The organism is Burkholderia sp. AU44665, from assembly GCF_030504405.1.
Taxonomy (GTDB): Bacteria; Pseudomonadota; Gammaproteobacteria; order Burkholderiales; family Burkholderiaceae; genus Burkholderia; species Burkholderia semiarida.
The window spans coordinates 123,299-142,637 of the sequence record NZ_JAUJRI010000013.1; the positions used below are offsets into that span (position 1 = coordinate 123,299).

Genomic DNA, 19,339 nt, shown 5'->3' on the forward strand with positions numbered 1-19,339 from the left:
TTTGTAATCTCGTTGATTCGTCTATCGAACACGGGAAATCCAGACATGACCGGTCCGCTCGCCGATCACGCGCGATCGCAAAGCTTCGCGGTATGCGATGCGTTGCGACGCCATCGCCGCACGCTCGCTGAAAACCTGCCTCCCCATACCAGCATTCGCACGCATCAACGCAACGGCTGGTTGATCGGCGACGATTCCTTCAGTGGCGATTTCGATCTCGATCCGCATCTTGCGAGCGAGCTTCTGCACGCGCTCGTCACATCGGGCCAGTGTTCCGCGTCCGACTGGGTGCATGACGTCGCGGACAGCGGGCATACCGGCGATCCAGGAACGCTCGCCCGGCTTTACGAAGAAGGCCGCAACAACCTGGTGGGGCCGGGAAGCATCGTCGGAAACCTCAACACCGGGCTCGGTGCGGCCCATGCTGCGCATGCGCTGTCCCTGAAACGCAACATCGACGCGGGCGCGCAGACGTTGCTCCGCCGCGCTGCACCAAGCGTGAAGATCAACCATTCCGTCACGCTCTATGACGCCAACACCACGGGAAAGGGAAAACCCCGTCCGAAGCTGCGGATACGCAACCTGCCGATCCAGAGCGTCCAGCCGGCGCTCGGGCCGCATGCGAAGCACAATCCGCGCACGCAAACCACGACTGCCGCGCTCAAGGCGGCGGATCTCAAACAGCTCACGCCCAGGATTTCGCCACTCAGGCACCTGTACGCCGGCAGCCTGATCGGCAGCGGTGTTCTGACGTTTGCGCCGAGTCTGGCACTCGACATGGCGGCGAGTATCAGCCGGGATACGCAGGGCGCGTTGAGATTCGACAGTCGTGCGTTCATGCTCGCGTCTGCGCGGAGTCAAAGCGGGAATCTACTCGGGTTTGGTTTTTCGACGGCAACGTCCGCTATTCTCCTCTGGGCCGGCGCCAGTGCGCTCCCGGTCATTCTGTTCTCGTTCGGAGTCGGATTCGGCATACAAGTGCTCTGGAACGCCTCCATCGGCCCCGACCTTGCAGAATCGCAAGCCCGACGCCTGCTGGATAACTGACATGATGTTTCCCGATCTCGAGCGCGCCCGCCCGCTTCTTCGCCATGCGCCGATTTACCTCGGCCTCGTCAACTTCATACTCGTCGGCCTCTGCCTGAGCGTCATCGCGAAAGCTAACGGCATCGCGTTCAAGCTTATAAGTGGGCCTATGCTGGCGATCCTTGTCGCGGGACCGGCTGCCGGATACCACATCAAATACCGTTCCACGCTGTCCGTACGCTCGCTGGCGGCGATCATGATTTATATCGTTGGCGGATTCGGTCTCCTGATGGGTACCGCTTTGTTGAGTGCGTGGTCGCTCATCGAAAAACCGGCGTCCAGCATGCCGTACCTGCTTTTCGTGTTTCTTTATCACGCAACCATATTGACCGCACTCGCGTTGCCGTTTGCCCTCAAACTCCGCGAACTGAAGCGCCATCCCGATCGCCGTTTCAGGAATAACCAATACCTCGCCGATACCCGCACGTTCACGATCGATCCCAACTGCGGAAAGACCGTTCCCACTAACAGGCTCGCGCCAGCGACCATCGCCCTGACCGTCACCCTGCCGATTGCGTTGAATACCTACATCGGCAAAAACAGCAGCGCGCTTCTGATCGCGACATCGCTGTACGCGCTGTTATTTTCTTACGTCGCCGCCGTCTTCATCGGGCCGAAACTGGCCTACCTGTATGAGTTGTACCGATATGAGCGCCAAACCGGCCGACGCTTCATCAACCAGGAATACGAGAAAGTACAGGCGCTCCGCCGCACCTTCCTCCTGTGCCGCTTGTTGGCGAAATTGGCATCGTTTCGGCGCGCGCACTGATGATGTTTCCCGACCTCGAGCGCGCGCGGCCGCTTCTCTGCCATGCCCCGCTTTGCCTCGGCCCTTGCAGCGTCATGATCGTCGGCTTCTGCCTGTACGCCATCGCGAAGGCAAACGGCATCGCGTTCCAGATCATGAGCTGGCCCATGCTTGCGATTCTTGTCGCAGGGATGGCTGCCGGATACCAGATCAAGTATCGCTCCACGCTGTCCGTACGTTTTCTGGCGGCGTTCACAGTCTATATCGTTGCCGTATTCGGTCTTCTGATGGGTACCGCTATGTTGAGCGTGTGGTCATTCATCGAAAATCCAGCATCCACCAAGCCGTACCTACTTTTCGTCTTCCTCTATCACGCGGCCGTGCTGGCCTCGCTCGCGTTTCCGTTTGCCCTCAAGCTCCGCGAACTCAAGCGCCATCCCGATCGCCGTTTCAGAAATAACGAATACCTCGCTGATATCCGTTCGTTCACGATCGATCCCAATTGCGGCAAGACCGTTCCCACCAACAGGCTCGCGCCAGCAACCATCGCCTTGACCGTCAACCTGCCGATCGCGTTGAACACCTACATCGGCGAAAGCAGCGGCGCGATTCTGATCGTGGCATCGCTGTACACGCTGACATTTTCTTACGTCACTGCCGTCTCCATCGGGCCGAGAGTGGCCTACCTGTACGAGTTATACCGGTACGAACGCCAAACCGGCCGACGCTTCATCAATCAGGAATACGAGAAAGTTCAAGCGCTCCGCCGCACCTTCCTGCTGTGCCGCCTGTCGGCGAAACTGGCATCGTTTCGGCGCGCGCGCTGATCCCTGCACGCCCCGCATTGCGCCCCTACCCGCCGCAGCAGTCGACTCACCGCCCACGTCACGCCACCTTCCCAGGCTTTTTGCTAGATTGTGCGTTCGCACACCGCGAGACCCCGATTGAAGGAGACCCGCATGGCCCGCAACATCGAGATCAAAGCCCACGCCCGCGAATTCGACCGGCTGCGCGAACAGGCGGCGAAGCTCGCGACCGAAGCGCCGCTCTTCTACCGTCAGCAGGATTTCTTCTACGACGTGCCGCGCGGCCGGCTGAAGCTGCGCCGCTTCGAGGACGGCACGCCGGCCGAGCTGATCTTCTACCAGCGCGACGACCGCGACGGCCCGAAAGCGTCGTACTACACGCGCAGCCCGGTGACGAACCCCGACGCGATGCATGCGCTGCTCGCCACCGCGCTGACCACGCGCGGGATCGTGACGAAGGAGCGGCACGTGTACCTCGCGGGCCGTACGCGCATTCACCTCGACCGCGTCGACGGCCTCGGCGATTTCATCGAGCTGGAGGTCGTGCTCGGCCCGGACGACGACGAAGCCGGCGGCGAGGCCGAGGCGCATGACGTGTTCGCGAAGCTCGGCGTCGCGCAGGAGGACCTCGTCGCGGTCGCTTATGTCGACCTGCTGAACGCCGACGCGCAATCCGAAGCGGCCTGATCCGGCCCCACGAGCGGCGGGGCCGCGCGCCCTGCCGTCAGCGTCGGCGCGCCGTCACGCGGCCCCCGGCGCCAGGTGCGCCAGCGGCAGCGCACCGTTGCGCTTGAAGGTCGTCAGCACGATGTTCGAGCGCACGCTGTCGACGCCCGGCACCCGCATCAGCTTCTTCATCACGAACTGCGACAGCGCGTTGAGATCGGGCGCGACGATCCGCAGCAGGTAGTCGGCATCGCCCACCACCGCGTGGCATTCGAGCACTTCGGGCAGCACGTCGATCTGCTGCTGGAACTGCTCGATGATCGAATCGCCGTGATGCTTGAGCTTCAGGCTCGTGAACGCGGTCACACCGAGCCCGAGCTTTTCGGGGCGCAGCATCACGCGGTAGCCTTCGATCACGCCGGCCGCCTCGAGCCGCTGCAGCCGTCGCCCGATCTGCGACGGCGACAGCGGCACCTCCTCGCCCAGCTGCTGATGCGTCGCGCGACCGAAGCGCTGCAGCACGTCCAGCAGCGCGAGATCGAAGTGATCGAGTTCCACCATGAGTGTTCTCCGCATTGATTCGTGATTTGATGCGCGATTATCGCATCATCATGCCAATCTTCGCCAACTATGCGCCCAATCCGCGCGCATCCCGCTCTACACTTGCATGGTTCCCAACCACAGCGTGCAGAGCCTGATCATGTCCACCGTCGTCACCGCGAAACTGCAAGAGCAGTTCGACGCGGGCCTCGAAACCCGTGCCGATTTCACCATCGACCAGCCACTGCAGCGCTACGGCCAGGTCGACCACGCGGTGTGGAAGCAGCTCTATGCGCGCCAGTCGGCGCTGCTGCGCGGCCGTGCGTGCGACGCGTTCGTCGGCGGGCTCGGCAAGATCGCGCTGCCGGCCGATCGCGTGCCGTCGTTTGCCGACGTGAACCGCCAGCTGAAGCCCGCGACCGGCTGGGAAATCGTCGCGGTGCCGGGCCTCGTGCCCGACCGCGTGTTCTTCGCGCACCTCGCGAACCGGCGCTTCCCGGTCACCTGGTGGATGCGCCGCCCCGACCAGCTCGACTACCTGCAGGAACCCGACTGCTTCCACGACCTGTTCGGCCACGTGCCGCTGCTGATCGAGCCGGTGTTCGCCGACTACATGCAGGCGTATGGCCGCGTCGCGCTCGCGGTCGCCGACGACGAAGCAGCGCTCGCGCGGCTCGCGCGGCTCTACTGGTATACGGTGGAATTCGGGCTGATTCGCGACCCGCGCGGGACGAACGGCCTGTCGATCTACGGCGCCGGCATCGTGTCGAGCAAGGGCGAAAGCCTGTACAGCCTCGAAAGCGCGGCGCCGAACCGGCTCGGGTTCGACCTCGAGCGCGTGATGCGCACGAAGTACCGGATCGACACGTTCCAGAAGACCTACTTCGTGATCGACGATTTCGCGCAGTTGTTCGCGCTCGCCGACGTCGACGGCCGCGCGCTGGCCGACCGGCTCGCGGCGCTGCCCGAATTCGCGGCCGGCGCGGTGCTTGAAACCGACCGCGTGCTGCATCGCGGCACGGGCGAAGGCTGGCCCGACGACGCCGACGCGTGACGCGCCGGGCGCCCGCGCGAACCGCCGCCCGCCCGTCGTCTTTCGCGCAACTATGAAACAATGAACGATGCCGGCTGCGCCGCGCGGCGCAGCCGCGCGCGGGCGCCGTTACCGAACGAGAGGTGCAAGATGATCCACAAGCTCACATCCGAAGAACGCAAGACGCGGCTCGAAGGCCTGCCGCTCTGGACGGCCGTGGCGGGCCGCGACGCAATCCAGCGCCGCCTGCGCTTCGCCGATTTCAACGAGGCATTCGGCTTCATGACGCGTGTCGCGATCAAGGCGCAGGAGATGAACCACCATCCGGAATGGTTCAACGTGTACAACCGCGTCGACGTCACGCTGTCGACCCACGACGCCGACGGCCTGACCGAACGCGACATCGAACTCGCGCGGTTCATCGACGGTGCCGCCGCGCACGCGCAACCGGGTGCCTGAGTCCCGCCTGCACCGCCGCGCATCGTTCGTTGCGCGGCGCGTCAACTTTTCATTTCGCTGAACGTTTTCTAGGATGTACTCAGCGAAAGCCTTCAGCTTTCCAAGCCATCCTTAAGGCGCACGTAAGTCTCGTACGCTTTCCGCGCCTTGGGGTCTAAACCTTCCAGTTGCAGCGCGCTTTCGCGCTGTACAATCAGCAGCGCATACGGCTTGGAAAGCGCGCTAGCCTCTTCGCAGAGTTTGAGTTCGTCGCCGCTCGACGGCGAGCGGGCGCGCCAGAAATTGATCGCGGCTTCGAGGTCGTGGATCGAAATATCGGACATGATTGGATTTAATCGTTCGCTGGCCGCCATGCTTGATGTCAGGCGATGCGGCGCCCCTGTGGAAACGGCTTCGTGCTGTCCGCGTGCCTGAACCGCCAACCCATTGTACTTGAGCGAACTTCATGCGACTCCTTCTGATCGAAGACGACCGCCCCATCGCACGCGGTATCCAGAGCAGCCTCGAGCAGGCTGGCTTCACCGTCGACATGGTGCATGACGGCATTTTTGCCGAACAGGCGCTGGCACAGAATCGCCACGAACTCGTGATCCTCGACCTCGGCCTGCCGGGCATCGACGGGATGACGCTGCTCACGCGCTTTCGCCAGACCAACCGCCACACGCCGGTGATCGTGCTGACCGCGCGCGACGAGCTGAACGACCGGATCCAGGGCCTGAACTCGGGCGCCGACGACTACATGCTCAAGCCGTTCGAGCCGGCCGAGCTCGAAGCGCGCATCCGCGCGGTGATGCGCCGCAGCGGCCCGCACAGCGACATGCCGCGTCCGGAAGTGTCGCTCGGCGGCGTCCGCCTGTCGGGTGTCGACCGCCGCATCTTCAACGACGACAAGCCGCTCGAACTGTCGCCGCGCGAATTCGCGGTGCTGGAAATGCTGCTGCTGCGTCACGGCCGCGTCGTCAGCAAGGCCCAGTTGCAGGATCACCTCACGCACTTCGGCGGCGATCTCGGCGACACCGCGATCGAAGTCTACGTGCATCGCGTACGCAAGAAACTCGAGCAGTGCCGGGTCGAAATCGTCACGGTGCGCGGCTTCGGCTACCTGCTGCAGGAAATCCGCCAGACCGCGAGCGTCTGAGCGACGCCGCGCGCCGGCCGGCCGCGTGCGGACGGCTCCGCATCGCCGCCCGGCGCACGACCGCGCCGCTCTCCGTGAGCGGCGCTTATCCATTTGCCCGTCGAAATGTCTTCTGATCCGGCTGTGACCACCAGCCTGCGCCGCTCGCTGCTCCGGCGCCTCGCCGCCCCGCTGTCGATGCTCGCGCTGATGAGCGGCCTGATCGCCTACTGGCTCGCGTGGCAATACACGCAGCACGTGATCGACCGCTCGCTCGCCGATCTCGCGACCGCCATCTCCAAACAGATCCAGATCGCCGGCCCGGACGCGCCGTTCACGGTGCCGCCGCTCGCGCAGGCGATGTTCTCCGATCCCGCCGAAGCGCTGATCTACCGGATCAGCGACGGCGAGCAGGAACTCGCCGGCGACCCGAAGCTGCCGCTGCAGGGCATCAACGTGCGCCGCATGCATCACGCGTACGTGTTCGAGGCCGAGTACGACAACCGCGCGGTGCGGGTCGCGCAGGTGCGCGTCGACGACGTCGAGGGCGGCAAGCCGATGGTCGTCGAAGTCGCTCAGCCGGTACGGCACCGCTACCGGATCGCGGCCGAATTCCTCGTCGCGATCATGATGCCGTTGCTGCTGCTGCTGCTCGCGGGCTGGGGCATCGTATGGCGCGTCGTGAACCAGCAGCTGGGCCCGCTCACGCATCTCGCCGATTCGCTGAACCGGCAGACCCACACGTCGCTGGAGCCCGTGGACGAAACCGACGTGCCGCTGGAGATCCGGCCGCTGACGAGCGCGATGAACGCGCTGCTCGGCCGGCTGAAGACCGCGCTCGACGCGCAGCGCAAGTTCATCGCCGATGCCGCGCACCAGCTGCGCACGCCGCTCACCGCGGTGAAGCTGCATGCCGAGCAGGCGGCCGTCGCGCGTGATCCGCAGCAGACCTTCGCCGCGGTGCGCGAGCTGCGCGCGGCCGCCGACCGCGCGGTGCGGCTCTCCAACCAGCTGCTGTCGCTCGCGCGTGCCGAGCCGGGCGAACAGGCCGCCCGCTTCGTCGATGTCGATCTCGCGGCGATGGCGTTCGAGACAGGTGCCGAATGGGTGCCGCGCGCGCTCGCATCGCATGTCGACCTCGGCTTCCAGCGCAGCGACGACCCGGGCGACGACGAGAAGCTGAACGTGCGCGGCAACCCCGTTCTGTTGCGCGAGGTGATCGCGAACCTGCTCGACAACGCGCTGAAGTACGTGCCGCTCGCGCGGCCGGACGGCGCGCGGATCACCGTCAACGTCGCGCGCGGTACGCTCGACGACGGCCAGCCGGCCGCGGAGATCGTGGTCGAGGACAACGGCCCGGGCGTGCCCGCGAATCAGCAGGCCGACCTGTTCAAGCGCTTTTTCCGCGGCGACGCGCAAAGCGGCAACGGCGTTGAAACGGGCGCCGGGCTCGGGCTCGCGATCGTGCACGACATCATCGCGATGCACGGCGGCACCGTGTCGTACGAGGATGCATCGGAAGGCGGCTCGCGCTTCGTGGTGAGGGTGCCGCTCGCCGCGCGCACGGAAAAACCGGCCAGCGAAACGCCGGCCGCGGCGCCGACGCACTGAACGATCACCGGTCGATTCGCGGCGGGCAACCGCCGGCCCGTTGCTCGGGCCGCGCGCCGGAAAGGAATGGAAAGGCGGAAAGCGGACGACGGGCCGCCATGACGCGGCAACCGTCGGCTGAAACGACGGCGGCAGCGCGCGATGCGCTGCCGCCTGCATCACTTCCTGTTCTTCTTGTCCTTCGACCCGGAGGTGGACTTGCCGTCCTTCTTGTCCTTCTTCTTTTTCTTCTTCCCGCCTTCGTCGGACGTCGCGAGCAACGTGCCGCGGCACGACTCGGCGCCGCAGTGGCACGCGTATTCGCGCTTGAGCTTCTTCGTCAGCTTCGCGTCGATCACGAGGCCATAGTCGTAGAACAGCTCCTCTTCCGGCCCGATGTCGCGCAGCGCGTGGATGTATACGCGGCCCTTGACTTCCTCGGCCTCGCAGTTCGGCGCGCACGAATGATTGATCCATCGCGCGCTGTTGCCGTCGACCTTGCCATCGATCACGCCGCCTTCATCGAGTGCGAAGTAGAACGTATGATTCGGCTCGCTCGGGTCGTGCGGATGACGGCGCAGCGCTTCCTTCCACGAGATTCGCTCGCCCTTGTATTCCACTACGCGCTCGCCGGCCTTGATCGGCGCCACGGCAAACACGCCCTTGCCGTGTACTCCCGAGCGGCGCACCGCGATCCTGCGTGAACTCATCGAACCAATCCTTGTGAAGACGACTTGAACGGAAGCGGCCGCGATCGCGGCCGGGCGCCGCGCCAAACGAAAACGCGGCACCGGTCGGTGCCGCGTCGGGGGAGGCGGCGAATCACCCGCATCCTACACGTTCACGATTGCTTCGTTCAACATCGCGCGCAATATTGCGCGATGTACTCAGCGCTGGCCGAACGAGACGTCGCCGAACAGCGCCTTGTGCTCGCGCGGCTGCGAGCGCCAGTACTGCGGCGGCGCCGTCACCTGCGCGCCGAGCTCGGCCGCCGCGTGCCACGGCCAGCGCGGGTCGTACAGCATCGCGCGCGCCATCGCGACAAAATCGGCATCGCCGGCCTCGATCAGCCGGTTCGCATGCGCGGGTTCGTTGATCAGGCCGACCGCGATCGTCGGCATGCCAACCGCCCGCTTCACCGCCTGCGCGAACGGCACCTGGTAGCCGGGCGACAGCGGAATCTTCTGCAGCGGCGACACGCCGCCGGACGACACGTCGATCCAGTCGCACCCGCGGCGCTTCAGTTCGTGCGCGAAGGCAATCGTATCGTCTAGCTCCCAGCCGCCTTCGACCCAGTCGGTCGCGGACACGCGCACGCCGACCGGCCGGTCTTCCGGAAACGCGGCGCGCACGATCTCGAAGATCTCCAGCGGAAACCGCATCCGGTTTTCGCGCGAGCCGCCGTATTCGTCGGTGCGCCGGTTCGCGAGCGGCGACAGGAACTGATGCAGCAGGTAGCCGTGCGCCGCGTGCACTTCGATCGCGTCGATGCCGAGCCGCGCAGCCCGTCTGGCCGACGCCGCGAACGCGTCGCGAATGCGGTTCAGGCCCGCCGCATCGAGCGCGAGCGGCGGCGTCTCGCCGTCCTTGTGCGGCACGGCCGACGGGCCGTGCGGCAGCCAGCCACCGTCGGCGACCGGCACGAGCTGACCGCCCTCCCACGGCGCCGCGCTCGACGCCTTGCGCCCCGCGTGCGACAACTGCATCGCGATGCGGATCGGCGAATGCTTGCGGATCGCGGCCAGCACCGGCTTCAGCGCGGCTTCGGTCACGTCGTCCCACAGGCCGAGGTCGCCATGCGTGATGCGTCCGTCGGGTTCCACCGCGGTCGCTTCGATGCACAGCAGCCCCGCACCCGACAGCGCGAGATGGCCGAGATGAATCATGTGCCAGTCGGTCGCTTCGCCGCGTTCGGCCGAGTACTGGCACATCGGCGAAATCACGATCCGGTTCGGAAGGGTCACGCCGCGCAGCGTGAACGGAGAAAACAGCGCAGTCATGGAAGCCGCTCGCCAGGAAAGGGAAAGAGCGGACGAGCGTAGCACGCAGGCTCGAAGCGTGCAGACGGCGTGCTCGGCAGTAAGCGGATGGTCAGGTACGGCCGGCCGGATGCCGACGGTGCGGAGAACGTGCGGTGTACGGCGATGCGCCGGCCCGCACCGCATGCAGGCCGGGCCAGCGCTTTGCCGCGAGCGGGGTCGCCCGCGGCGTCAGAGCCCGACGCTGTCGAGCCAGTCGGCGAACATGCGGCGCGCGGCCGTCTCGAGCGCGGGGCCGTGCTGCGCGGTATCGGCGCGCAACCGGCGCGCGTCGACGCCGGGCGTCGCGGCGATTTCGCCGGCGTTCGCGATCAGCCACGGTTCGAAGCGATCGGTACGGATCTCGGGATGACATTGCAGCGCCAGCACGTGCTGCCCCCAGGCGAACGCCTGGTGGCGACAGGCCGGTGTGGACGCGAGATGGATCGCACCGCCCGGCAGGTCGAACGTATCGCCATGCCAGTGCAGCATCGATGTCGTCGCGCCGTCGAGATGGCGCAGCGGCGATGCACGGCCGGCGTCGGTGAGCGTCAGCGGCACCCAGCCGAGTTCGTGCTGCGCGGCCGGATAGACGCGCGCGCCGAGCGCCCGTGCGATGAACTGCGCGCCGAGGCAGATGCCGAGGATCGGCAGCCCCGCGTCGATGCGCTGGCGCACGAGCGCCAGGAGCGGCGCGATCGACGGGTACTGCGCATCGTCGTACACGCTGAGCGGCCCGCCGAGCACGACGAGCAGCGACGGCTCGAGCACGTCGAGCACCTCGACCCGCGACGATCCGACATCGACATAGCGCACCCGTCGACCGCGTTCGCCGAGCACCTGCTCGAAGCTCCCGAGATCCTCGAAATGCACGTGGCGGATCGCCACGACTTCAGCGTTCATCATCGGCCTCCCGGTCGATCGACGGACGTCAGCCGGCGAAAATCTTCCAGGTCTTCTTCTGCGTCGCCGCGTCGGCCTCTTCCTGCACCGAGCAGTCGAGACGCAGATCGCTGTCGGACATCGCGATGTCGAGCACTGCGCAGTGATGCACCGTCTTCTTCGACGGCTTGCCCGGCTGAAAGTGGCTGCACGTCAGGCACATGCGCTGCGGCGGCGTCGCGCCGGCCACCTGCAGTTCGCGCAGCGTCTTCAGCAGCGCGCGATACAGCGTGCCCTGCTCGTCCGCGCCGAGCTTGCCGACCGCCTTCGTCAGGAATTCAGGCCATTGCAGCGCCTTCTTCGCGGCCGTACGGCCACGCGCCGACAGGCGCACGGCCAGTGCCCGGCCGTCGTCCAGCGCACGGCGCTTTTCGACGAGCCCCTTCGTCTCGAGCGTGCTGACCGCATCGCTCGTGGTGGCCGCGGTGAGCTGCGTCTCGCGCGCGATCTCGCCGAGCCGCATCGGGCCCTTGCGCTGCAGCAGCAGCACGAGAATCTCGCCCTGCGTCGGCGTGAGGCCGGCGCCTTCCGCCCAATCCCATGCCTCGCTCCGCATGGCCGTGCTCAACCGCAGCAGGCTATGGGTCACACGTCCCGCAGCCTGGTTCCCGTAAACGCCTTCGCTCATAGTCTTTTCGCTTTGCCGCCGCCCGGTTGGCCGAGCGGCCGTAGTGTGGAGATCGAATCTATCTCAAAACAGACGCGCTCTGTCGAGTGCGTCGACACGGCCGTCGCGAGGCACACGCGGCGGTCGCGTTCGCGGCGACCGGAGAGACACGCATCGTTCCGGCGTCCGCAAAGCCGACATTCTAAGCGAGAGCGGAAAATCGCACAGCTAAGTTATCCCCTGCGCGCTGTGGAAAATCGCTGAATAACCGTAATTTTTCGTTGTGCGCGCAATGTCGCGCGCCCGCGAGACGGGGCGCGCCGACCTTGTCCTGTCCGGATCGGCCATCGGCCGCACGGTGATGATCCACCGGGTTATCCCGCCCGCAGAGCGTTGACTTTGCAGCGGAATATCCGGTTATCCACAGATTTTCAGGAGGCCTGCCGACGATTGCGGGCCGACCCGGCGCGGACTGCCGTTCAGCGAATCGCGGCGCGGTCGATCCTGCAATCTGCAAAACATATTTTCACTCACGCCAACGTAAGCACTGCTGCCGGACCGTCTCGTTCAGCGATTTTTCCTGTTTGAAAACGGTTCTCAACCACGATGCGTCGTTCACGCGTGCCTTCGCGAGCGCGCCGATCTCGTCGAGCGCCGCGCGCGAACCGAGGGCCGCCGCATGCGGCGCGATCCGGTCGAGCGTGTCGAGGATGTCTTCCGCGATCGTGCGGCGCTCGCCCGTCTGAGGATTCACGCAGGTGCCCTCGAGCCCGAAGCGGCACGCTTCGAAACGGTTGAACGTGTAGACGAGGTAATCGTCCTCCGACAGCTTCAGCGGCCGGTCGGTCAGCAGGTAGCGTGCGAGCGTCTGGATGTAGCAGGCGATCGCCGCCGCGCGATCGACCGACAGCGGCGTGTCCATCACGCGCACCTCGATCGTGCCGTAGCCGGGCTTCGGCCGGATGTCCCAGTAGAAGTCCTTCATCGAATTGACGACGCCCGTGTTCACCATCTTCGTGAAGTACTCCTCGAAGCTGTCCCAGGTCAGCACGAACGGCGCGCGGCCCGACAGCGGGAACGCGAACACCGAATTCAGGCGCGCCGAATGGAAGCCCGTGTCGACGTTCTGCACGAACGGCGACGACGCGGACAGCGCGATGAAGTGCGGAATGAAGCGCGACATCGAGTGCAGCAGGAACAGCGCGCTGTCGGGATCGGGGCAGCCGATGTGCACATGCTGGCCGAACACGGTGAACTGCTTCGCGAGATAGCCGTACAGCTCGGAGATGTACTGAAAGCGCGGCGCATCGTAGATCTGCCGGTCGCTCCATTGCTGGAACGCATGCGTGCCGCCGCCGGCCAGCCCGACGTTGAGCTGGTCGGCCGCCTTCACGAGCACGTCGCGGATCGCATGCAGCTCGCTGACGGCCTGCTCGTGCGAATGGCAGATGCCGGTCGACAACTCGATCATGCTTTCGGTGATTTCCGGCGTGATGTTGCCCGGGAAAGTTTCGGCCTGGATCAGGCGCATCAGGTCGGAGGCCGCTTTGGTCAGGTCGTAGTTGTGCGTGTTGACGACCTGGATCTCCAGTTCGACGCCGAACGTGAACGGCTCGGAATTGACGAAGGTTTCGAGTGCCATGGCAGGTTCCGGAATCAGTTGCTGTCGCTGCGTTCGCCGACGGCCGACAGGCAGCGGTAGACGACGAACGGGCTGACGAGCTGCAGGATCACGATCGAGCACATCACGATCGCGCGCAGGTGCGGGTCGAAATTCGGATAGAGCTGGTAGGTATCGTCGACGAGCAGGTACGACAGCGCGGACATCGGCGTGAGCGCGATGCCGAGCGCGACGCCCTGCTTCATCCCGAGGCCGCTCGGCTTCGCGAACGCGACGACGCCGGCCAGCTTCGCGGCGAGCCGCGTGACGATCAGCACGATCGCGAGCAGGCCGCCGAGCGCGATGTCGCCCCACGTAAACGACGTGAGCGTCAGCACGAACAGCACCACCGTCAGCAGCCAGCCGGCCGTGCCGAAGTGCTCGGGCCACAGCTGCGGGCGCGCCTCGAGGTTCTTCACGATGATGCCGGCGAGCAGCAGCGTGAGCAGCGTCGACAGCTTCAGCGCCTGCGCGACGGCGATCGCGAGCATCACGAGCCCGAACAGCGCGACGAACGAATGCTCGTCGCGCATCGTCGCGGTCATGTGGCGGAACAGGTAATTGCACGAACGCGCGACCAGATACGCGACGATGAACGAACCGGCGATCAGGTAGACGGGTTGCAGGATCGTCGCGAAAACGTTGCCGTACGCTTCCTGGTGCAGCCAGCTCGTCACGAGCTTGGTCAGCACGATCGCGTACACGCTGTTGAGCGCGGTGAGCGTGATCAGGCGTTGCGACACCTGCCCTTCCGCGCGCAGTTCCGTCTTGAGCTGGATCACCATCGACGGCGATGTGGCAATCGCGATCGCCGACAGCACGAGCGCGACCATTCCCGATACGCCGAGCGCGAGCATCACGAACAGCACGAGCACGAACGTGAGCGTGGCTTCCGCGAGGCTCGACGCGACGAGCCACGGATTGCGCCGGATCCAGCGCAGGTCGAGGCGGCTGCCGAGCTCGAACAGCAGCAGGCCGAGCGCGACGTCCATCAGCAGCCGCGACGTTTCGTCGGTGCTGGTGTCGATCACGCCGAATCCGAACGAACCGGCGATCAGGCCGATCACGGCATAGCCGGTGATGCGCGGCAGGCGCCACGCGCGATAGCACAGCTCGCCGCACAGGCCGGCTGCGAACAGCGCGAGCCCGGCCCAGAACACGGCATCCGGCGCGAGCGGCCAGTTGGGCAGGAATGAGAACGCCGACTTCATCGTGGTGACTTCTCCTTTGGAAGCAACCGCCAGCGACGCGGGTCAAGCGACAGGAATGGATGCGCGCCGGCTGGGTATCGCCCCGAATGTGATTGTTGTGCTCGACGACGGCGGTACATGGGATCCGCCTGTTCCACCACAGGGCGGAACGTCGTTCAGGTTGCCGATCTGGATTGTCGGCCTGGTGTGTGAACGGACTGCGCAGTCCCGAAGATTCAGATTCGAAACCGTGCCGACCGTTCCATTGAAGCATGTCCGGCGCCTGGCCGAACGAACGCGAAGGAAACCGATTGTGCCACAGCTTTTTCGCTCCGGAACCGATTGAATCGACTCGCGGCGCTGTGCGGCACCGCAGGTCTTTGGTTTCAAAGGTTTACCTGTATATATACGTAGTAGAAGTTAACAAAGGACGCACAGTTCTGTGGATAACTCCGGTTTACATCGGCGGATCAATGGGTTGGCGAAACCATAACCGGTTGCACAGGCTGTTCGTGCACAGGCATTTGAGTTGAGCAACTTTCGGGCCGCCGCACAGCTGTGCCGAGTTGCCCAGTTTACGTCCACTGTGATTGCACACGAAGTGCGTACGGATTCCACGCGGTTATCCACAGCGTCGCGTGGATAACCTTGCACGGAAAAATCGGGAAACTGTGAAGAAGGTGCGCGATCGGTCAGCCGGCCGAGCCCACGCGGCGGGCGCGCAGTGCGCGGATCAGGAAGCGGGCGGGATCGACCGCGTCGGCGAGTTCGCGCTCGAGCGGCCAGGGCTCGCCCTCGAGTTGCGAGGCGATCAGCTCGGCGCCGAGCGCCGCCCACACGAGGCCGCGCGAGCCGAAGCCGAATGCGCCGTAGAGCCCGGGCAGGCGCGGCAGGTCGCGCGCCTGCGCACCGGCCAGCGCGCGTGCGTTCGCGGTGGCCTGCGCTTCGTCGGCGAGCGGGCCGACGAGCGGCAGGCGGTCGCCGACGACCCAGCGGAACGCCACGCGGCCGCGCAGCGTGGCGGGATCCGGCACCTCGCCGATCAGGCCCGGCAGCAGGCGCCGCACGCGCTCGAGGTTTTCGGCATGGCCGGCCGCGCGCATCGCGGGATCGGTATCGTCGGGTTCGAACGTGGCGCCGATCAGCAGCGTGCCGTCGTCGAGCGGGACCGCGTAGCCGTCGCCGATCGCGGGGCACGGTAGCGGCGCCGTCGTGCCCGGCGGCAGCAGCGTGAGCTGGCCGCGCACCGGTTGCAGCGCGACATGCTGGAGCCCGGCAAGACGCGCGGCGTCGCCCGCGTTCGCGAGCACGACGACGGGCGCGTCGGCCAGCGTGGCGCCTGTCTCATCGAGCGCATGCCAGGTGTCGCCCCGCCGTTCGAGCCGTGCGACGCGGGTGGACGCGAGCAGGCGCACGCGCTCGCCGGCCGCCGCATATTGCGCGGCGCACAGCCCAGCCGGCCAGACGGCGCCGCCGTGCGGAAACAGCAGGCCACCGTGCGCGACCGACAGGTTCAGGTGTGCGCGCGCGGCGTCGGCGTCGAGCAGCGTCACGTAGTCGGACGGCGCGCCAAACGCCTCGAACGCGTCGCGCATCCGCGCGAAGTCGTCGGCCGATTCGGCGAGATGGATCATCCCGTGCGTGCTGCGTGCGAACGCATGGCCCGCGTGTTCGAGCGCGCGCCAGCGTGCGATCGCGTGCAGGAAGCCGCTGCGCGTGAGCCGGCTCGCGACGTTGTCGTCGCGCGTCATCAGCGGATGGAATACGCCGGCCGGATTACCCGATGCTTCGCTGGCGATTCGTTCGTGCCGTTCGATCAGCGTCACGTCCCAGCCGCGCGCGGCCAGGCGTTCGACCACCGCGCAGCCGGCGAGGCCCGCGCCGATCACGATCGCGCGGCGCGTCGCGACGGGCAGCGCGCGTGGCGGCTCGTGCCGGCGCGAGCGCCAGCGCGGCGCATATTCGCCGACGAGCATCGCATACTTGCCGGCGAGCCCGGGCATCTTGCGATACGTGAATCCCGTTTCGACGAGCGCTTTTTTCACCATGCCCGCGCTCGAGTAGGTCGCGAAGGTGGCCTCTTCCGCGGCGACGCGCGCGAGTGCGCGGAACACGTCGACCGACCAGAGATCCGCATTTTTCGCCGGCGCGAAGCCGTCCGGATAGAACGCATCGGCGCGCGCGACGAGTTTTGGCAGCAACGCGCACGCGTCGCCGAAACCGAGCGTCAATACGACCCGTCCCGCGTCGAACTCGAGCCGGTGCAGACCCGGCACGAGCATCGGCCACGCGTCGGCCAGCAAGGCGGCTTCCGCCGAGATCGTTGTGTTCGCAACGATATGGGAAAGCGCGCGGCGCAGGTCGTCGCGCGAAAACGGGTGCTTCTCGAACGAGACGAAGTGCAGCCGCTCGCAGCGCGCGGGATCGTCGCGCCACGCGGCCCAGGTCGCGAGGAAGTTGGCGCCCGCGCCGAACCCCGTCTCGACGATCGTGAACGTGCGGCGGCCTTGCCAGCGCGCCGGCAGCCCGTTGCCGGCGATGAACACGTAGCGCGCCTGCGCGAGCGCGCCCGCGACGTTGTGATAGATGTCGCCGAACTCGGGCGAGACGAGCGTGCCGTCGTCGCGAACGGCGAACGTGGCGGGAACAAGTCGGTCGGGCATGCGAAACAAAAAACGTGGCAGCCAAGCCTGGCAAGGGATTGCGGGCGGCCGTCCGAGCGGCCGTTGGAAAGGGGCAACGGCGCGACGCTCGGGCGGACCGCGCTGCGCATCCCGTCCGGTTGGCGCAGGTCAAAAAACGGTCAATCGACGATTCATTCGGCGAAATACCGATGAAAATCTTTGAAACCCTTGTCGTTATTGGGTTTGCGCTGCGCTATCATAGCAACGCCGTACCGCGGGGTGGCCGCCGGCAAGCCGGAGGGCGCGTCGCGCGGGCCAGGATTCGGCGCTGTGTCGTCGGAGTCTGACTCTCGACGGCACGGTTCGCGCACGTATAATCGGCGCGTTCGCGCTGTTCGTGTCAACCTAACCTGATAAAGGAACCTTAATGAACAAACAGGAACTGATCGACGCCGTCGCCGCCCAAACGGGCGCCAGCAAGGCTCAAACCGGCGAAACGCTGGACACGCTGCTCGAAGTCATCAAGAAGGCCGTGTCGAAGGGTGATGCGGTTCAGCTGATCGGCTTCGGCAGCTTCGGTTCGGGCAAGCGCGCAGCACGTACGGGCCGCAACCCGAAGACGGGCGAAACCATCAAGATCCCGGCAGCCAAGACGGTCAAGTTCACGGCCGGCAAGGCGTTCAAGGACGCCGTCAACAAGCGTTAAACCCGCGCCTGTTCCAGAAAAACCCGCCTCTCGGCGGGTTTTTTGTTGGGCGCGCGCGGCATTTTCGCCACAGTTCGCGCCGCTCTTGCAAAAGTTAACGGTTACTTTTACAAGCCGTTACCACGCGATCACGCATGCACGATCTGCGTGTCGCCGTGATCGTCGTCGTCGTGGGAATCGACGTCCCACGCCGGGAACGGATCGTCGAACGCGGCCCATCCCGCCGCGCCGAGCGCGAACTCCGCATCGGTGAGCAGGCACGCATCGAGTTTCGCACGCCATGCATCGGCGTCGAGCGCGATGCCGATCAGCACGAGTTCCTGCCGGCGATCGCCGACCGTGCGATCGTCGAGATCGCCGAGCCATTCGGTGCGGATTTCGGCGAGCAGCTCGTCGTCGTCCGGCCATTCCGCGCGATCCTGCGCCGCCCACCACAAACCCGCCGGGCCATGCCGGCATACGCCGCCCGCCTGCGACAGCGAACCGGCGATGTCGTTGCGCGTCGCGAGCCAGAAGAAACCCTTGCTGCGCAGCACGCCCGGCCACTCCTGGTGCAGCAGCGCCCATAGCCGTGCCGGGTGAAACGGACGGCGCGCGCGGTAAACAAAATTGCCGATCCCGAATTCGTCGGCTTCGCCGTGCACGTGCGCATGATGGTCGTCATGGCAGTCGGGATCGTCGCAATGCGTGTGATCGTGATCGAGCGACGCGAGCCAGCCCGGCGCATTCGCGGCTTCGTCGAAATCGAAGCGGCCGGTGTTCAGCACTTCGTCGAGCGGCACGTTGCCGAACGTCGATACGACCTGATGCGCGCGCGGATTCAGGCGCGCGAGGATGTGCTGCAGGCGCGCGAGATCGTCCGCGCCGACGAGGTCGGCCTTGTTGATCACCAGCACGTCGCAGAATTCGATCTGCTCGATCAGCAGTTCGACGAGCGTGCGGTCGTCGTCTTCCGACGCGGCGATGCCGCGCGTCGCGAGCGCGTCGTCGGAGCCGTAGTCGCGCAGGAAGTTGTACGCGTCGACCACGGTGACGAGCGTGTCGAGCCGCGCGATGGCCGACAGCGACGCGCCGTCGTCGTCGACGAACGTGAACGTTTCGGCGATCGGCATCGGCTCCGCGATGCCGGTCGATTCGATCATGATCGCGTCGAAGCGGCCTTCGGATGCGAGGTTGCGGATCTCGACGAGCAGATCGTCGCGCAGCGTGCAGCAGATGCAGCCGTTCGACATTTCGACGAGGCGCTCCTCGACGTGCGACAGCGCCTGCGCATCGCGCACGAGCGACGCATCGATGTTGACCGCCGCGAGATCGTTGACGATCACCGCGACTTTCAGGCCCGCGCGGTTCGCGAGCACGTGGTTGAGCAGCGTGGTCTTGCCGGCGCCGAGGAAGCCGGACAGCACGGTGACGGGCAACGGCTGTTTCATTGCCGGATTCATGATGATTTGCACCAACGGAAAAGATGAAAAAGCGGCCGCGGCGCCCTGGCGGGGCGCGATCGGCCCGCGCACGGGCGAAACGGCGGCGTCAGCCCGCATTGTGCA

At 65.9% G+C, this 19,339-nt stretch carries 19 protein-coding genes; 9 read left to right on the forward strand and 10 right to left on the reverse strand.

All coding sequences use genetic code 11. The features are described 5' to 3' along the window. The first annotated feature begins 45 nt into the window (after window positions 1–45). The 4 genes from QZM15_RS23920 (at window position 46) to QZM15_RS23935 (ending at window position 3,327) form a co-directional block, all read left to right on the forward strand. Window positions 46–1,047 carry a hypothetical protein gene (locus QZM15_RS23920; RefSeq protein ID WP_059580468.1) on the forward strand — a complete coding sequence of 334 codons (1,002 nt, stop codon included), beginning with the start codon at window positions 46–48 and terminating at the stop codon, window positions 1,045–1,047. 1 nt (window position 1,048) lies between these two features. Then, window positions 1,049–1,855, forward strand: a complete 807-nt coding sequence (locus QZM15_RS23925) for a hypothetical protein (protein WP_059580467.1) — start codon at window positions 1,049–1,051, stop codon at window positions 1,853–1,855. Further along, window positions 1,855–2,661, forward strand: a complete 807-nt coding sequence (locus QZM15_RS23930) for a hypothetical protein (RefSeq protein ID WP_302107377.1) — start codon at window positions 1,855–1,857, stop codon at window positions 2,659–2,661. Before QZM15_RS23925 ends, QZM15_RS23930 begins: the two co-directional genes overlap by 1 nt. 132 nt (window positions 2,662–2,793) lie before the next feature. Then, window positions 2,794–3,327, forward strand: coding sequence for a class IV adenylate cyclase (locus tag QZM15_RS23935; protein WP_059580462.1), 534 nt, complete (start codon window positions 2,794–2,796; stop codon window positions 3,325–3,327). 54 nt (window positions 3,328–3,381) lie between these two features. Here QZM15_RS23935 and QZM15_RS23940 read toward each other — a convergent pair whose 3' ends face one another. After that, entirely contained in the window at window positions 3,382–3,867 is a 486-nt protein-coding gene (locus tag QZM15_RS23940) for an Lrp/AsnC family transcriptional regulator (RefSeq protein WP_060310246.1), read from the reverse strand. 106 nt (window positions 3,868–3,973) lie between these two features. Between QZM15_RS23940 and phhA the strand changes: the two genes are divergently transcribed. After that, on the forward strand, window positions 3,974–4,900 hold the full coding sequence (gene phhA / locus QZM15_RS23945; protein WP_124658494.1) for a phenylalanine 4-monooxygenase: 927 nt from the start codon (window positions 3,974–3,976) through the stop codon (window positions 4,898–4,900). A gap of 60 nt (window positions 4,901–4,960) precedes the next feature. Further along, the gene (locus tag QZM15_RS23950; RefSeq protein ID WP_256939962.1) at window positions 4,961–5,338 is read left to right on the forward strand and encodes a 4a-hydroxytetrahydrobiopterin dehydratase; all 378 of its coding nucleotides are present in this window, start codon (window positions 4,961–4,963) and stop codon (window positions 5,336–5,338) included. A 92-nt stretch (window positions 5,339–5,430) separates the two neighbouring features. Here QZM15_RS23950 and QZM15_RS23955 read toward each other — a convergent pair whose 3' ends face one another. Continuing rightward, window positions 5,431–5,661: a DUF3717 domain-containing protein gene (locus QZM15_RS23955; RefSeq protein ID WP_006401493.1), complete on the reverse strand. Its 231-nt coding sequence runs from the start codon at window positions 5,659–5,661 to the stop codon at window positions 5,431–5,433. Window positions 5,662–5,783: 122 nt separating this feature from the next. Here QZM15_RS23955 and QZM15_RS23960 point away from each other — a divergent pair, with 122 nt between their 5' ends. Both QZM15_RS23960 and QZM15_RS23965 read left to right on the forward strand, forming a co-directional pair. Further along, a complete protein-coding gene (locus tag QZM15_RS23960) occupies window positions 5,784–6,476 on the forward strand; it encodes a response regulator transcription factor (protein ID WP_006401494.1) in 693 nt (230 codons plus the stop codon). Window positions 6,477–6,581: 105 nt separating this feature from the next. Next, window positions 6,582–8,066 carry a sensor histidine kinase gene (locus tag QZM15_RS23965; RefSeq protein WP_059580457.1) on the forward strand — a complete coding sequence of 495 codons (1,485 nt, stop codon included), beginning with the start codon at window positions 6,582–6,584 and terminating at the stop codon, window positions 8,064–8,066. Between the two features lie 158 nt (window positions 8,067–8,224). On the opposite strand, the gene QZM15_RS23970 is transcribed toward QZM15_RS23965, so the two are convergent. The 7 genes from QZM15_RS23970 to mnmC all read right to left on the reverse strand — a co-directional run bounded on the left by QZM15_RS23970 (window position 8,225) and on the right by mnmC (window position 17,125). Continuing rightward, complete coding sequence (locus QZM15_RS23970; RefSeq protein ID WP_059638532.1) at window positions 8,225–8,755, reverse strand: SET domain-containing protein; 531 nt, start codon at window positions 8,753–8,755, stop codon at window positions 8,225–8,227. 177 nt (window positions 8,756–8,932) lie between these two features. Beyond that, the gene (locus tag QZM15_RS23975) at window positions 8,933–10,045 is read right to left on the reverse strand and encodes an NADH:flavin oxidoreductase/NADH oxidase (RefSeq protein WP_302107378.1); all 1,113 of its coding nucleotides are present in this window, start codon (window positions 10,043–10,045) and stop codon (window positions 8,933–8,935) included. Between the two features lie 210 nt (window positions 10,046–10,255). Then, window positions 10,256–10,966 carry a glutamine amidotransferase gene (locus QZM15_RS23980; protein WP_302107379.1) on the reverse strand — a complete coding sequence of 237 codons (711 nt, stop codon included), beginning with the start codon at window positions 10,964–10,966 and terminating at the stop codon, window positions 10,256–10,258. A 28-nt stretch (window positions 10,967–10,994) separates the two neighbouring features. Then, window positions 10,995–11,633, reverse strand: coding sequence for a MarR family winged helix-turn-helix transcriptional regulator (locus QZM15_RS23985; protein WP_059580449.1), 639 nt, complete (start codon window positions 11,631–11,633; stop codon window positions 10,995–10,997). Window positions 11,634–12,138: 505 nt separating this feature from the next. After that, window positions 12,139–13,254, reverse strand: a complete 1,116-nt coding sequence (locus tag QZM15_RS23990; RefSeq protein WP_059580447.1) for a YbdK family carboxylate-amine ligase — start codon at window positions 13,252–13,254, stop codon at window positions 12,139–12,141. 14 nt (window positions 13,255–13,268) lie between these two features. Continuing rightward, window positions 13,269–14,483 carry a cation:proton antiporter gene (locus tag QZM15_RS23995; protein WP_060008864.1) on the reverse strand — a complete coding sequence of 405 codons (1,215 nt, stop codon included), beginning with the start codon at window positions 14,481–14,483 and terminating at the stop codon, window positions 13,269–13,271. Window positions 14,484–15,154: 671 nt separating this feature from the next. Continuing rightward, window positions 15,155–17,125, reverse strand: a complete 1,971-nt coding sequence (gene mnmC, locus QZM15_RS24000; RefSeq protein WP_302107380.1) for a bifunctional tRNA (5-methylaminomethyl-2-thiouridine)(34)-methyltransferase MnmD/FAD-dependent 5-carboxymethylaminomethyl-2-thiouridine(34) oxidoreductase MnmC — start codon at window positions 17,123–17,125, stop codon at window positions 15,155–15,157. A 388-nt stretch (window positions 17,126–17,513) separates the two neighbouring features. Between mnmC and QZM15_RS24005 the strand changes: the two genes are divergently transcribed. Next, a complete protein-coding gene (locus QZM15_RS24005; RefSeq protein WP_006401505.1) occupies window positions 17,514–17,792 on the forward strand; it encodes an HU family DNA-binding protein in 279 nt (92 codons plus the stop codon). A 128-nt stretch (window positions 17,793–17,920) separates the two neighbouring features. Here QZM15_RS24005 and QZM15_RS24010 read toward each other — a convergent pair whose 3' ends face one another. Beyond that, the gene (locus QZM15_RS24010; protein ID WP_011694012.1) at window positions 17,921–19,234 is read right to left on the reverse strand and encodes a GTP-binding protein; all 1,314 of its coding nucleotides are present in this window, start codon (window positions 19,232–19,234) and stop codon (window positions 17,921–17,923) included. Window positions 19,235–19,339: the final 105 nt, after the last annotated feature.

Coding starts and splice junctions, on each gene's coding strand:
- QZM15_RS23990 (WP_059580447.1), bottom strand. CDS start 13,254: ATGGCACTCGAAACCTTCGTCAATTCCGAGCCGTTCACGTTCGGCGTC.
- QZM15_RS24005 (WP_006401505.1), top strand. CDS start 17,514: ATGAACAAACAGGAACTGATCGACGCCGTCGCCGCCCAAACGGGCGCC.
- QZM15_RS23960 (WP_006401494.1), top strand. CDS start 5,784: ATGCGACTCCTTCTGATCGAAGACGACCGCCCCATCGCACGCGGTATC.
- QZM15_RS23965 (WP_059580457.1), top strand. CDS start 6,582: ATGTCTTCTGATCCGGCTGTGACCACCAGCCTGCGCCGCTCGCTGCTC.
- phhA (WP_124658494.1), top strand. CDS start 3,974: ATGGTTCCCAACCACAGCGTGCAGAGCCTGATCATGTCCACCGTCGTC.
- QZM15_RS23955 (WP_006401493.1), bottom strand. CDS start 5,661: ATGTCCGATATTTCGATCCACGACCTCGAAGCCGCGATCAATTTCTGG.
- QZM15_RS23975 (WP_302107378.1), bottom strand. CDS start 10,045: ATGACTGCGCTGTTTTCTCCGTTCACGCTGCGCGGCGTGACCCTTCCG.
- QZM15_RS23950 (WP_256939962.1), top strand. CDS start 4,961: ATGAACGATGCCGGCTGCGCCGCGCGGCGCAGCCGCGCGCGGGCGCCG.
- QZM15_RS23940 (WP_060310246.1), bottom strand. CDS start 3,867: ATGGTGGAACTCGATCACTTCGATCTCGCGCTGCTGGACGTGCTGCAG.
- QZM15_RS23920 (WP_059580468.1), top strand. CDS start 46: ATGACCGGTCCGCTCGCCGATCACGCGCGATCGCAAAGCTTCGCGGTA.
- QZM15_RS24010 (WP_011694012.1), bottom strand. CDS start 19,234: ATGAATCCGGCAATGAAACAGCCGTTGCCCGTCACCGTGCTGTCCGGC.
- QZM15_RS23925 (WP_059580467.1), top strand. CDS start 1,049: ATGATGTTTCCCGATCTCGAGCGCGCCCGCCCGCTTCTTCGCCATGCG.
- QZM15_RS23935 (WP_059580462.1), top strand. CDS start 2,794: ATGGCCCGCAACATCGAGATCAAAGCCCACGCCCGCGAATTCGACCGG.
- mnmC (WP_302107380.1), bottom strand. CDS start 17,125: ATGCCCGACCGACTTGTTCCCGCCACGTTCGCCGTTCGCGACGACGGC.
- QZM15_RS23995 (WP_060008864.1), bottom strand. CDS start 14,483: ATGAAGTCGGCGTTCTCATTCCTGCCCAACTGGCCGCTCGCGCCGGAT.
- QZM15_RS23930 (WP_302107377.1), top strand. CDS start 1,855: ATGATGTTTCCCGACCTCGAGCGCGCGCGGCCGCTTCTCTGCCATGCC.
- QZM15_RS23970 (WP_059638532.1), bottom strand. CDS start 8,755: ATGAGTTCACGCAGGATCGCGGTGCGCCGCTCGGGAGTACACGGCAAG.
- QZM15_RS23980 (WP_302107379.1), bottom strand. CDS start 10,966: ATGAACGCTGAAGTCGTGGCGATCCGCCACGTGCATTTCGAGGATCTC.
- QZM15_RS23985 (WP_059580449.1), bottom strand. CDS start 11,633: ATGAGCGAAGGCGTTTACGGGAACCAGGCTGCGGGACGTGTGACCCAT.